Origin of the sequence: Natronosalvus rutilus (assembly GCF_024204665.1) — an archaeon.
Classification (GTDB): Archaea; Halobacteriota; Halobacteria; order Halobacteriales; family Natrialbaceae; genus Natronosalvus; species Natronosalvus rutilus.
Map to the genome: position 1 here is coordinate 546,781 of NZ_CP100355.1, position 12,406 is coordinate 559,186.

A 12,406-nucleotide genomic window follows, 5' to 3' on the forward strand; every position below is an offset into this window, starting at 1 on the left:
TCACGGCTCGCCGACGATACGCTCCGGTCCCGAGAAACGGTCGATCGACGTATTTTTCACCGCAGACCGTTTTTGCCCGCCCATGGCAAGTTTCACTGTCGTCGTTGGCGACCCCGAATCGGGGCTCGCCCACCAGCTCGAGGCGGAGGGTCAGGACGCGAACCGATTCATCGGCAAAGAGATCGGCCAAGAAGTCGACGGGAGCGCCGTCGGTCTCGACGGCTACACGCTCGAGATTACCGGTGGCTCGGACAACGCGGGCCGCCCGCACAACGAGACGGTCGCGGGCTCCCGGCTCCAGGAGGTCCTGATGAGCGAGCGCCAGACGGGTTACAAGCCCGAGCGCGACGGCGAGCGCCGTCGAATCACCGCTCGTGGACGCGAGATGTCCGACGAGACCGCCCAGATCAACGCGACGATCGCCGAGCGCGGCTCCGAGAGCGTCGAGAGCCTGCTGGGCCTCGAGTCCGACGAGGACGGAGACGACGAGTAATCCCCCCGCGCTTCTATGACCGACCGAATTTCGAGTGACAACCCGAGCGTCGAGACGGTTCGAGCGACGCTGGCGGAGACCGCCACCGGCGTTCGCATCGAGATCCCCGGCGACGAGTCGGGACACTTTCCGGACGAGGCGGGCCAGGTCGTCCGGTTCGTCCTCGACGGAACCGAACGCTTCGGCCGGGTCGATCGCGGCCTGACCGGCGGCGAACTGGTCGTCCCCGGCCTCTACGAGACGCCGGATCAGGCGCGAGATCCGCGCGACGGCGTCGACGCCTTGCTCGACTGGATCGACGACCACGGCGCTCGCCGCGGCGGGTCAGTTCTGCTCGACGTCGTCGAACCCGACTTCCTCTACGGCGTGCGCGCTCCCGGCGAGACCGCCGTCTACGACGCCCACGAACCACCGTCTACGAGCCTGCAGGACATCGCGAAGGGGCTCGAGGACCAGTAGCGCGGCGTCAGGGCGAACGCGGCGACGAATTGAGAGTTCGACGAATCCAGATCGTTTCGAACCGAAACCCCCTTGTAGCTCGCTGACTAACCGGTTAGTTAGTGACCGACGAGAGCGCCCGCGACGAAATTATGACGGCGACCTACGAGGCCCTGTGCGAACACGGCTACACGGAGCTCACCACACAGGCCATCGCCGACCAGACGGACAAGAGCAAGTCCCTGCTGTTCTATCACTACGACTCCAAAGACGACATTATCTCGGCATTTTTCGACTTTCTGCTCGAGCACTTCGACGAGCGACTAGCGGCCAGCCAGGAGGTATCGCCGGTCGAGCGTCTGGCCGCACTCGTCGACTGGTTCCTCTACGACCCCGACGACGACGAGCGCGCATCCTTTCACACGGCGATGCTCGAGTTGCGCGCCCAGGCCCCCTACGACGAGCGATTCCAGGCACACCTCCGGCGCAGCGACGACGCGCTCCGGGCCGCGTTCGAGGATATCCTCCGGGACGGCCTCGAGGCCGGCGTCTTTCGCGACCACGACCCTGCGGAGACGGCAACGGTACTGATCGCCGCCCTCGATGGCGCGCGCATCCGACAGCTGACGATGGGCCGGGACGCCTACCTCGAGGAGGTGCGGTCGGGCGTCGCCAACGTCGTCGTCGCAGACCTGCTCGTCGAGGGCGAATCCTTCCCCGAGCGAGGGGCCGTCTCGCTCGAGGCCGTGGACGCGGCGGCCGGTGATGACCCCGAATGAGTCGAAAACGCGACCGATCGGTCAACGTGACGGACGGCGACCTGTTCAAGCCCCTCCTCGTGCTGTCGGCCCCCATCGTCTTCTCCCAACTCCTGCAGGTGGGTTACAACCTCGCGGACACCTTCTGGGTCGGTCGCCTCGGGAGCGACGCCGTCGCCGCGCTCTCGTATTCCTGGGCTATCGTCTTCCTGATGGTGAGCATCGGGGGCGGCCTCACCGCCGCCGGGACGGTCCTCGTCTCCCAGTACAAGGGCGCGAAGGACTTCCGGAAATCCCACCACGTCGCCGGCCAGACGCTCTCGTTCGTGACCGTCGTCGGCTTCGTCTTCGGCGCGCTTGGCTTCGCGCTCTCGCCCTGGCTGATCCAGCTGGTGGGCGCCGAACCGGGCACCGCCGCCTACACCTACGCGGTCAACTACACCCGGATCATCTTCGTCAGCGTCGGCTTCATGTTCTGGTTCTTCATCTTCGACGCCCTCTCGCGGGGCTGGGGTGACACCCGAACGCCGATGTACCTGATGGCGCTCAGCGTGACGATGAACGTCGTCCTGGACCCGATCCTCATCCTGGGCTTCGTCGACAACCCGCTCTTCGCCTGGATCGGTGCGACCGGTCTCGAGTCGACGCTCTACGCGATGACCGGCTTCACCGGCTTCGGCGTCGAGGGTGCCGCGGTGGCGACGGTCTTCTCCCGCGGTGTTTCCGCCCTCGTCGGCCTCTACCTGCTCTTTTCGGGTCGGGTCGGCCTTGAGCCCACCCTCGCGGATCTGCGCCTCGAACTGCCGACAGTGAAGAAGATCCTCGAGATAGGCGGGCCCATCGCGACCGAGCAGGGCTTTCGATCGTCAGGGATCGCCCTGCTGACGGCGCTGGTGGCCATCGCCGGAACCGACGCGGTCGCCGCCTACGGGATCGCCAATCGGCTCTCCTCGCTGCTCTTCTTGCCGGCGCTCGGGCTAGCCCGCGGGACGGAAGCCGTCGTCGGGCAGAACCTCGGCGCCGAGCAAGTGGGCCGAGCCTGGAAGGCCGTCAAGCTGAGTTCCGTCGTCGTCGTCGGAATCTTCGTCCTCGTCGTCGGGATCGCCTATCCGCTGGCCGAACCGATCACGGCCGTCTTCATCCAGGGCGAGGGGAGCGAGCAGGTCGTCACCTACGGCGCCGCGTTCATCCTGATCGCGGGCCCATCGTACATCTTCATGGGCGTCTTCCAGGTGCTGCTGGGTGGCCTCCGGGGAAGCGGCAGCACGCGTGCAGCAATGTTCCTCTCGATCCAGGAACTCTGGGTGTACCGCATCCCGATCTCGGCAGTCGCCGTCCTCCACTTTGGCCTGGGCATCTACGGCGTCTGGTACGCCATCGCCCTCTCGTACGTCCTGTCGGCCATCGTCACCGCCGTCTGGTTCCTGCGCGGGACCTGGACCGACAACGTCGTGACCGAGGACGTCGCGTCGGCGCCCGCCGGTGATTGAGATGACCAGGTCGAATCCCTTCGTCGACGGTGACGGCGACGGCAACGGTGCCGAACCCGTGCAATCGACGGGCCTCACCCCGTCCGTCCGGGCGCTCTCACTGCAGGCCTGTCCGCGTCCGGACAATTCGCTTCCGGTCGCCCTCTGTCGAACCGTCGCGACGACCGTCGACGCCGACTCGAGCGTCGCGGCCGAGGCGCCAGCGCTCGAGCCCCTGGCCACCGCGTTGATCGCACTCGAGGGGTACGTTCGACTGCGACGCGCGACGCTGGTGGACGAAGTCGACGACCGCGAGACGGCCCTGCTGGCGAGCGATTACCTGTTCGCTCGCGCCCACGGGGCGGTCGGGGAGGCCCCACTCGACGCCGAACGAGCGCTCGCGAGCGTCCGTGCGTTTACCGCTGCCTCGAGCGAGTTGCCTGTGGCGATCGATCGTGGCGGGAGAGCGGGCGACGGGGTTCTGGAATCGGCGTCGAAATTGGAATCGGAATCAAAGCCGGCATCAGAACCAGCGCCCGAACCGACCGTCGAAGCAGGCCCACTGGCCGTCCTTGCTGGCTGCGGCTGCGTCCTGGGCGCCATCGTCGGCGACCGACCCGACGCGGCCGACCCGCTTCGAGCGTACGGGCGCCAACTCGGAACCCTCCTCGACGCCGTCTCGGGCGGATCGCTCGACGAGACCGCGAGCCCGTCCGAACGCCTCGCTCGAGACCACCGGAAGACGGTCCGGCAGGCGATGCTTCGTGGTCTCCAGGGCGAAGCGATCACTGGTTCGCTCCCCGACGACCCCCGTCTTCGGACAGCACTCCTCCCACGGCTCGAGGAAGCGACAGCCGCCCACGGCCGCCTCGCCGATCACCTCGACGAGACCGCGCTGGGTCGGCTCGAGCGACCGCTTCGCTGGCTCGCGGGCGAACTGGGTCGTGGAGATGGGTTCGGAGCGATCGATGGCCAGCGTGACTGACCGCGACCGTCGTTAGTTGGCGGGCCCGATAACGATCTTTCCGAAGCAGACCGAATCAACTTCACCGTGGGAGGCCTCGAGTTGTGCCCGTGATTACCAGCTTGGGACGTACCCCAATCGGATCGCCGGAGCCAAATCGCTCGAGTCCCCAGACAGGGTATAGAGATGCACCTCGAGTTTCTCGGTGGGGCCCGCGAGATCGGCCGGAGCGCCCTCCTGGTGGACGATTCTCTGCTACTCGATTTCGGAATGGACTCGGGGAACCCGCCCTCGTTCCCGCTTCGGGAACCCGACCCGGACGCCGTCGTCGTCTCTCACGGTCACCTCGATCACGTCGGGACCCTGCCTGCCCTGCTGTCGGGCGACGCTCGCCCGACGATCCACTGGACCCAGCCTACTTACGACCTCGCGATGGTGCTGGCTCGAGATACGCTGAAACTCCACGGCGGGAGCTACGACTGTCCGTTCACCGAGGCCGAACTCGCCCGCCTGACTCAGGTGTCGGAGACTCACGGTTACGGCGAACCCTTCGAGGCCGCTGGCTACGAGGTGACGTTCTTCGACGCGGGCCACGTCCCCGGAAGCGCCCACGTCCTGATAGACGACGGCGACACCCGCCTGCTCTACACCGGCGACTTCCACACCGAAGACCAGCACCTCCTGGCGGGGACGACGGCCCGCCCCGATGCCGACGTCGTGATCTGTGAGAGCACGTACGCCGACACGACCCGTCCCCCGCGGGCGGAGATCGAGCGCGCGTTCGTCGACAGTCTCAAAGCGACGATCTGGGAAGGTGGCACAGTCGTCGTCCCCGCCTTCGGCATCGGCCGCACCCAGGAAGTGATGTGCATCTGCGCCGAACACGACCTCGAGTGTTACGTCGATGGGATGGGCACCCACGTCGCGGACCTGTTCTTGCGCCCGCGAAATCGTGACTTCCTTCGAGACCCCGACGAACTGCGTCGTGCGAAGGGCAACTCTCGGTTCGTCGACGGTAGGGACGGCCAGCGAAAACGCATCGCCGACCAGAACACCGTCATCGTGACGACCAGCGGGATGCTCCACGGCGGCCCCGCGATGACCTACGTCCCCGCGATCCGGGGCCACCCGGCGAACAAGATCGCCATGACGGGCTACCAGGTCGAGGGGACCCCCGGCCGGGACCTCCTCGAGACCGGGAGCGCCGAAATCGACGGCCGAGTGATGCCCGTCAGCGCCCAGGTCGAGCAGTACGACTTCTCGGCCCACGCCGACCGGGCGGGTCTCGAGTCGTTCCTCGAGTCCTACCGCGATTCGCGGGTGCTCGTGAACCACGGGGACCGCTGTGACTGGTTCGCCGAGGAACTCCGGACCGATGGCTTCGACGCGTCCGCTCCCGAGCTGGGCGAGCGCGTAGTCCTCGAGTAGCAGGTTCGCGGAGGCTGCTCGTCAGCCGTCGTCTCGCGATCACTCCTCGGACTCGTAGGGCTCGCCGACGGACGAGGGGACCTGCGTCTTCCCCCACCCCGTGAGGACCACGATGACAACGACGTACGGAAGCAGCCCCAGCAGTTTCGAGGAGGCCTCGATGTTGAGCGTCTGGAACTGGCCTTGCAACATGTCGACGCCGCCGAAGAGGAGGGCTGCGGCGGCCGCTCCGAGCGGGTTGTAGTTGCCGAACAGGTAGGCGACGATGCCGAGCCAGCCGCGACCGTCGACCATCGTTTGCCCGGTCCCGACGAACGACGAACTGTGTGCGAGAAGCACCGCACCGCCGAGGCCGGCCAGCCCACCGGAGAAGATCACCGTCGCGTAGCGAACGCGATTGACGTCGATACCGGCGGTGTCGAGCGCCTCCGGATTCTCGCCGGCTGCCTGGATCCAGTAGCCGTACTGCGTGCGGTAAAGGAAGATCCACGCCCCGACCGCGACGAGGACGGTGAGCCAGACCAGCGGCGACTGATCGAAGACGACCCGGCCGAAGAAGGGAATCTCGCTGAGTCCCGGGACCGTCAGCCTCCCGACGCCAGGGAGGCGCGGACTGTTTCTGCTCCCCCAGATGACGGCCGCCGTGAACGGGACGAGACCGAGGCCGATGAACCAGACCCCAAGCCCGGCCACGATCTGGTCCGCCTTGTACCGGATCAGCAATACGGCGAAGAGGACGGCCAACCCCATCGTGAGCAGGACCGAAATGCCGATCCCGGCCCAGGCGTGGACAGCCCCGCCGGCGCCGACGAGATACGTCGCGGCGGCGGCGAAGAAGGCACCGAAGATCATGAACCCCTCGAGGCCGATGTTGAACACACCGCTTTTCTCCGCGTACAGCCCGCCGATCGCGGCGAGCGTGATGGGGGCGGCCATCTCCATCGATCGGGCGACGTAGCCCGGCGTCACGATGCTGGCGAGGGTTTCGAGGCCGTCAGCCAGTACCTCGGCGAGGGGAACGTCGAAGACGACGACCCCGACGATCCCGAGGGCTGCCAGCACGACGAGCACGAGGCCGACGAGTCGGACGCCGCGGTGGCGAGCGTACTCGAGGCCGCTCATCGGTCCTCACCACCGAGACCGGCTCGTTTGGCAGCCATTCGGAACAGCTCCGGCGCGGCCACGAAGACGATGACGATGCCGACGATACCGTCGATCAGCTGGACGGGCACGTCGCTGTACGTCTGGATGTACGAACTCGAGGAGTTGAGCCCGCCGAACAGTAGTCCGGCCGGCAGGACCCCGAGCGGGTTGTTCGCGGCGAGCAGGCTGACGGCAATCGCGTCGTAGCCGTAGGTGTGGATGCTGGCCGGTTCGATGAACCGTCCCTGGAACATGATGACGTAGACCGCGCTGGCGAGTCCGGCCACGGCCCCGGAGAACGTCATCGTCGCGACGATCGTCCGCTTCGCATCGACGCCGGAGTACACCGCCGCCCCGGCCTGGTAGCCGCTGGTCACCATGTCGTACCCGATCCCCGTCCGCGTCATCGCGATGGCGACGACCGCGACGACCGCGAGCGTCAGCAGGAGGCCGATTATCGAGAACGACGAATCGCCGAAGAGGATTGGTGGGAGTCCGACGTAATCCGGGAGTCGCTCGGTTTGGACGTTCGTCGATCCCTCCGCACGGAGCGGGTTCGTGAGTAGCCAGCTGACGACGCCGATCGCGATGAAGTTCAGCATGATCGTCGTGATAATCTCGTTCGCGTCGGCGTACGCCTTCAACACGCCGGGAAGCGCACCGTAGAGGCCGCCACCGACGGCGGCGGCGACCGTCCCAATGAGCATCAGCCCGATTCCACCGACGGTTCCGGTCGGCAAGAACGGGGCCGTCCAGAGGATCGACACGGTGCAGAACAGGCCGCCGACGACGAACTGTCCCTGTACGCCGATGTTGAACACGCCGGCTCTGAACGCAATCGCCACGGCGACGCCGGTCAGGATGAAGAACGTCGAGAGCCGCAACGTCCGCGCCAGGATGCGCTCGCTGCCGAGCGCGCCGACGATCAGGTTGTTCAGAAAGAGTATCGGACTGTACCCGGCGGCGGCTACGATCACCAGGCCGATGAGAATCGCCGTCGTGACCGACGCGAGGGCGATCCCGAGACGTTCCAGGACTGTCGCCTGGAGGAGTCGACCGGCGACGCGATCCGCCAGCGACCGAGTGCCGCTCTGGTCGGCCGAGCTCATGGCTGGACCTCGCTGTCTGGCTCCGATAGCTCGTTCTGGTCGGTGAGGCGCTGGCCCGCCATCAGGAGGCCGAGTTCTTCCTCGGTGACCGCGGTCGGGTCGACGGTGTCGATGAACGACCCTTCGTACATGACCGCAGTTCGGTCCGAGAGCTTCTGGATCTCCTCGAGCTTCGACGAGACGAGAACGATCGCCAGTCCCTCGTCCCGGAGTTCGATCAACCGGTTGTGGATAAACTCGATCGACCCGATGTCGACGCCACGAGTCGGATGCGAGGCGATCAACAGCGACGGGTCGTGGCCGACCTCTCGGCCGACGATGAACTTCTGCTGGTTTCCGCCGGACAGCGACGCCGCTCTGGTGTCGGCGTCGGGCGGTTGGACGTCGAACTCCGCGATGATCTCCTCGGTGTGATCACGGACGTGCGCCCAGTCGATGAACCCGTTTTTCGCGAACGGCTCGATAGTCTGGTTCCCGAGCAGGCCGTTCTGGACCAAGTCGTAGTCCATCACCAGCCCCTCGGCGTGGCGGTCCTCGGGAATGTAGGCGATGCCCGCCTCGATGCGGTCGCGTCGCGACCGCGTGGTGACGTCGTTGCCGTCGAATCGGATCGCTCCCGAATCGGGCGTCCGGAGTCCGGTGAGCGCTTCGACGAGTTCGGTCTGGCCGTTTCCCTGCACGCCAGCGATCCCGAGGATCTCGCCCTCCCGGACCTGGAGGTCGACTCCGGAGACTTTCTCGAGGCCGCGGTCGCCCGTGACCCGGATTCCCTCGACCTCGAGGAGCGGCGAGCCCGGTTCGGTCTCGCGAGGCTCGCGATCGAACGACACCTCGCGACCGACCATCATCTGGGCCAGTTCCTGCTCGGAGGTGTCCGACGCGGGAACGGTGCCGACCGCCTTTCCGTCGCGGAGAACGGTTATGTCGTCGGCGATCGCCATGACTTCGTCGAGCTTGTGCGAGATGAAGATGAGCGAGCGACCGTCCGCTCTGAGGTCCTCCATGACGGCCATCAGCCCGTCGACTTCCTGTGGCGTGAGGACGGCCGTCGGCTCGTCGAGGATGAGGACGTCCGCGCCCCGGTAGAGGCTCTTGACGATTTCGACGCGCTGTCTCGTCCCGAGGTCGAGGTCCTGGATCGGGGTGTCGAGGTGGTCGGCGACCTCGAACCCGTAGCGGTCGCTGATAGCTTCGATTGACTCTCGTGCGGCCTCCTCGTCGACGAATCCGTTCTCGACGGGCTCGTGGCCGAGAATGATGTTCTGGAGGACGGTCATCGGCTCGACGAGCTGGAAGTGCTGGTGGATCATGCCGATCCCCGCGTCCATGGCGTCGCGAGGTGTGTCGATCGTCCGTTCCTCGCCGTCGATAGCGATCGTTCCCTCGTCCTGATCGTAGAGCCCGTAGAGCACGCTCATGAGCGTCGTCTTCCCGGAGCCGTTTTCGCCGAGGAGGGCGTGAATCGAGCCGGCCTCCAGCGTGAAGTCGACGCGCTCGTTGGCGACGACGTCGCCGAACCGTTTCGTGATCCCCTCGAGTCGGACGGCCGGTGGTGAGTTGTGCGAAGTCATAAAGTGGTCAAAGCGGTGAGAACGGAAACACCGACTGCACGGTCGTCCCGTCTAGCATCCAGTCGGCCCGCATTCGAAGTCGATTTCGCCGTCGATGATGGCCTGCTTTGCGTCCTCGATGTTCTGATTGAGGGAGTCGGGTAGACTGTCTTCGAACGCCTGTCCGGTCACCCAGTCGATCTGTCCACCTTCGGTCGAGAGGTTCTGTTCGCCCTGCACGCTCTCCCAGTTGTCGTTGACGACGGCTTCTGCGACCGTGTAGGTGGCCTCGTTGAGCGCCTTGATGGCCGAGCCGAGGATCACGTCCTGGTAGCTGTCGAACGCGACCGACTGATCGCTGTCGACGCCAAGCGCGAATCGGCCGTTCTCCTCGGCGGCCTGGAACGCCCCTTCACCGGCGGCCGAGGCCGCGTGCCAGACGATATCGGCCCCGCTCTCGATCTGCGAGACGGCCTGGTCGTTGACCCCCGAGGGGTCGTTGAAGCTGCCGCCGTAACCGGTGAGTACCTCGATACTGTCGTCGACCCAGTGGACGCCCTGTTCGTACGAGACTTGGAACGCCTCGATCAGCGGGATTTCCTCGCCACCGACGAAGCCGACGACGCTCTCGTCGGGATTGGTCGAACTCCCCTCGTGTTCGATCTCCTCCTGGGTCAGTGTCCCGGCACCGACACCGGCGAGGAACGACATTTCGTTGTTCATCTCGATCCACCCCGAGACGTTCTCCGCCTCGACGACGTTGTTGATGAGCATCCAGTTCACGTCGGGGTACTCCTGGGCGTTCTCCTGGAGCGGCTCGGTGTGCTGGTCGGCGACCAAGACGATCAGATCCGGCTCGGATTCGGCGGCGTCGGCCTGGCGCTGGCCGTACTCGCCCTGGTTGGTCTCTTCGATCGTATTGACGCTAATGTCCCACTCGTCGGCTGCCTCCTCCAGCCCTTCGAGCGCGTTGTCGTTGAACGCCTGGTCGTCGAAGCCCGCCGGACTCGAGATAATGGTCATCTGGTACTCGGCGTCGCTTCCGCCGTTCCCGCCGATACACCCGGCGAGGGCCATCCCACCGACGACTGCCCCCGATCGAAGGACGGTACGCCGATCGACCGGTACGGTTGTATCGCACGACTCTCCAGACCCATCACGTCCACCAGTCCTGGAAAACATGTCACTACCAGATATGGGACTCCTACTATAAAATCATTTAGACCAAACAGGTCACCATTTGCCGTTTAAACGGCTGTATGGGCCAGGCCCAGATTATATTTTGTGGCATTCGACCTTATTTATCGAATTAATACAATATGCGTTTAAGTGACTAGTAGTCAGGTACAGTTGCGTTCGTGCCAGCAAAAACGGACTGGAGATCAGGACCATCAGGGGACCAACCGATCATTTCGTGAGTTCCGCTAGTGCTTGATAGGGATCGGTGTGGTGGCTTTCCAGATGACCACGCGTACACGACCCCCTCATTTGCCAATTCACGCACGCCGAGCCTCGAGTCCCACGAAACAAAACGGTGAGCCCTGATGGGTCGCGTCCTCGTCGCCTACGGCTCGAGCGAGGGGCAGACGGCCGTCATCGCCGACCGGATCGGCGACGTGCTCGCCGACGCCGGCCACGACCCGCTCGTGATCAGCACGAAACACCCACCGCCCGAACTCTCGCTGTCGCGCTACGACGGAGTCGTCGTCGCCGCGTCGGTCCACATGGGCACCCACCAGCCAGACGCCGTGTCGTTCGTCCGCGAGAACCTGGACGCACTCGAGCGCGTCCCCTCGGCGTTCGTCTCGGTGAGCCTGACGGCGGCGACCGACAGCGAGGACGCTGGCCGGACCACCGAGGCGTACGTCGAGGACGTCCTCCAGGAGACCGGGTGGTCGCCGACGCGAACCCACGTCGTCGCTGGCGCGCTGAAGTACCGCGAGTACGGACTGCTCACGCGCTTCATCGTGCGCCGCATCGCTGGCAAGGAGAGGCTAGCAACCGACACCAGCCGGGATCACGAGTACACCGACTGGGACGACCTCGAGGCGTTTACGGGCGAGTTCGCGACGCTGGTAGACGACCACAGCTCGAGCGCCCGGTAACCTTTCATAACCAGACTCGGTATCCGGAAGAACGGTGGGGACGTGAGTTGGAAGCGGGACTAGGAATACGCGTTTGAACAGTCGACGAGGGCTCGAGAGAGCGGTCAGCCGTTGGATGGCGTCATTAGAGGAAAAAGATGAATGGGGAGCGTTCGAGAAAAGCGGTAAAATCGCGCGCTAAAATGTTCATAATCGGTTTCCGTATGGCGGTTTCCGGGTTGGTAGCTACTCGAAAGTGAAGCGGGACGAAGAGGGACTCGAATTGAAATCCCGAAATCGAATTCGGTGGTCTCGAGCCTTCTCTGTAGGAGTCTCAGTCACCCACTCGAGTCGAACGGGTGGGCTCCCGGTGGACAGTCTGAAAGTTCATAATCGGTTCTCTGCTATCGATTTTGAGAGTGGAGCCAGTACTGCAATAACCGAGAAAGTCGAGACGGCTTTTGAGAGAGAAAACGCAGACTAGAGGAGGCCTCGTGGCGGTTATACCTGTATGGCTGCTCGAGGCTTGGCTCTACGCAGCGAGCACCGGCCACGAGACGGACTTCGCACACCATTCACTCTAAGCACCCATCTTGAGACATGCAGATACGCACGAACAGCCTCGAACGGCCCCTACTCAGAGATTGGGATGTGAGGCCACGTTCTTGAAGGAGCACTTTCCACGTACGCACCTCTCGACGATATTCATAATTGGCCTCGAGTCAGGGATCGTAACGACTCTTCCGGACGATTTCCCAATTATGAGTTATTGAAGCGTGATTAGTCCAGCCTCGCGAGCACGGGGGCCGGTTGAGACGTCAGCCACGATGATGGCGGCAATCGTACCGATGCCGACAGCGATTGCGAACCCAGCGGCGCAAATGGCAGGGGTGGTTTGCACCAAGCCGTCGAACTCAACGACGACACCACCCATCCGATTCAGGATAGAGACCACTGGCGGCGTCACTAC

At 64.7% G+C, this 12,406-nt stretch carries 11 protein-coding genes; 7 read left to right on the forward strand and 4 right to left on the reverse strand.

The genetic code is table 11. The features are described from left to right. Positions 1 to 82 precede the first annotated feature (82 nt). From NGM29_RS02705 to NGM29_RS02730, 6 genes are all read left to right on the forward strand, one after another. The gene (locus tag NGM29_RS02705) at positions 83 to 493 is read left to right on the forward strand and encodes a 30S ribosomal protein S6e (protein ID WP_254158764.1); all 411 of its coding nucleotides are present in this window, start codon (positions 83 to 85) and stop codon (positions 491 to 493) included. A gap of 15 nt (positions 494 to 508) precedes the next feature. Beyond that, complete coding sequence (locus NGM29_RS02710; protein WP_254158766.1) at positions 509 to 952, forward strand: DUF7112 family protein; 444 nt, start codon at positions 509 to 511, stop codon at positions 950 to 952. Positions 953 to 1,053: 101 nt separating this feature from the next. Next, positions 1,054 to 1,710: a TetR/AcrR family transcriptional regulator gene (locus tag NGM29_RS02715; protein ID WP_254158768.1), complete on the forward strand. Its 657-nt coding sequence runs from the start codon at positions 1,054 to 1,056 to the stop codon at positions 1,708 to 1,710. Next, positions 1,707 to 3,179 carry an MATE family efflux transporter gene (locus NGM29_RS02720; protein WP_254158770.1) on the forward strand — a complete coding sequence of 491 codons (1,473 nt, stop codon included), beginning with the start codon at positions 1,707 to 1,709 and terminating at the stop codon, positions 3,177 to 3,179. Before NGM29_RS02715 ends, NGM29_RS02720 begins: the two co-directional genes overlap by 4 nt. Position 3,180: 1 nt before the next feature. After that, positions 3,181 to 4,143: a polyprenyl synthetase family protein gene (locus NGM29_RS02725; protein ID WP_254158771.1), complete on the forward strand. Its 963-nt coding sequence runs from the start codon at positions 3,181 to 3,183 to the stop codon at positions 4,141 to 4,143. Positions 4,144 to 4,308: 165 nt separating this feature from the next. Then, entirely contained in the window at positions 4,309 to 5,550 is a 1,242-nt protein-coding gene (locus NGM29_RS02730) for an MBL fold metallo-hydrolase (RefSeq protein WP_254158773.1), read from the forward strand. Positions 5,551 to 5,589: 39 nt separating this feature from the next. On the opposite strand, the gene NGM29_RS02735 is transcribed toward NGM29_RS02730, so the two are convergent. The 4 genes from NGM29_RS02735 to NGM29_RS02750 are packed head-to-tail and all read right to left on the reverse strand — an operon-like array spanning position 5,590 to position 10,534. After that, complete coding sequence (locus NGM29_RS02735; protein ID WP_254158775.1) at positions 5,590 to 6,672, reverse strand: ABC transporter permease; 1,083 nt, start codon at positions 6,670 to 6,672, stop codon at positions 5,590 to 5,592. Further along, positions 6,669 to 7,802 (reverse strand): ABC transporter permease, encoded by a 1,134-nt coding sequence (locus NGM29_RS02740; protein WP_254158777.1) that lies wholly within the window; start codon positions 7,800 to 7,802, stop codon positions 6,669 to 6,671. Before NGM29_RS02740 ends, NGM29_RS02735 begins: the two co-directional genes overlap by 4 nt. After that, entirely contained in the window at positions 7,799 to 9,373 is a 1,575-nt protein-coding gene (locus NGM29_RS02745) for an ABC transporter ATP-binding protein (RefSeq protein ID WP_254158779.1), read from the reverse strand. The genes NGM29_RS02740 and NGM29_RS02745 overlap by 4 nt, the downstream gene beginning before the upstream one ends. 51 nt (positions 9,374 to 9,424) lie before the next feature. Continuing rightward, the gene (locus tag NGM29_RS02750) at positions 9,425 to 10,534 is read right to left on the reverse strand and encodes a BMP family lipoprotein (protein ID WP_254158781.1); all 1,110 of its coding nucleotides are present in this window, start codon (positions 10,532 to 10,534) and stop codon (positions 9,425 to 9,427) included. A gap of 362 nt (positions 10,535 to 10,896) precedes the next feature. On the opposite strand from NGM29_RS02750, the gene NGM29_RS02755 reads away from it, so the two are divergent. After that, positions 10,897 to 11,457 carry a flavodoxin domain-containing protein gene (locus NGM29_RS02755; RefSeq protein WP_254158783.1) on the forward strand — a complete coding sequence of 187 codons (561 nt, stop codon included), beginning with the start codon at positions 10,897 to 10,899 and terminating at the stop codon, positions 11,455 to 11,457. Positions 11,458 to 12,406: the final 949 nt, after the last annotated feature.

Excerpts from the sequence above, each read along its gene's own strand:
- NGM29_RS02705 (WP_254158764.1), top strand. The coding sequence starts at position 83 with ATGGCAAGTTTCACTGTCGTCGTTGGCGACCCCGAATCGGGGCTCGCC.
- NGM29_RS02710 (WP_254158766.1), top strand. The coding sequence starts at position 509 with ATGACCGACCGAATTTCGAGTGACAACCCGAGCGTCGAGACGGTTCGA.
- NGM29_RS02720 (WP_254158770.1), top strand. The coding sequence starts at position 1,707 with ATGAGTCGAAAACGCGACCGATCGGTCAACGTGACGGACGGCGACCTG.
- NGM29_RS02725 (WP_254158771.1), top strand. The coding sequence starts at position 3,181 with ATGACCAGGTCGAATCCCTTCGTCGACGGTGACGGCGACGGCAACGGT.
- NGM29_RS02730 (WP_254158773.1), top strand. The coding sequence starts at position 4,309 with ATGCACCTCGAGTTTCTCGGTGGGGCCCGCGAGATCGGCCGGAGCGCC.
- NGM29_RS02735 (WP_254158775.1), bottom strand. The coding sequence starts at position 6,672 with ATGAGCGGCCTCGAGTACGCTCGCCACCGCGGCGTCCGACTCGTCGGC.
- NGM29_RS02740 (WP_254158777.1), bottom strand. The coding sequence starts at position 7,802 with ATGAGCTCGGCCGACCAGAGCGGCACTCGGTCGCTGGCGGATCGCGTC.
- NGM29_RS02745 (WP_254158779.1), bottom strand. The coding sequence starts at position 9,373 with ATGACTTCGCACAACTCACCACCGGCCGTCCGACTCGAGGGGATCACG.
- NGM29_RS02750 (WP_254158781.1), bottom strand. The coding sequence starts at position 10,534 with ATGTTTTCCAGGACTGGTGGACGTGATGGGTCTGGAGAGTCGTGCGAT.
- NGM29_RS02755 (WP_254158783.1), top strand. The coding sequence starts at position 10,897 with ATGGGTCGCGTCCTCGTCGCCTACGGCTCGAGCGAGGGGCAGACGGCC.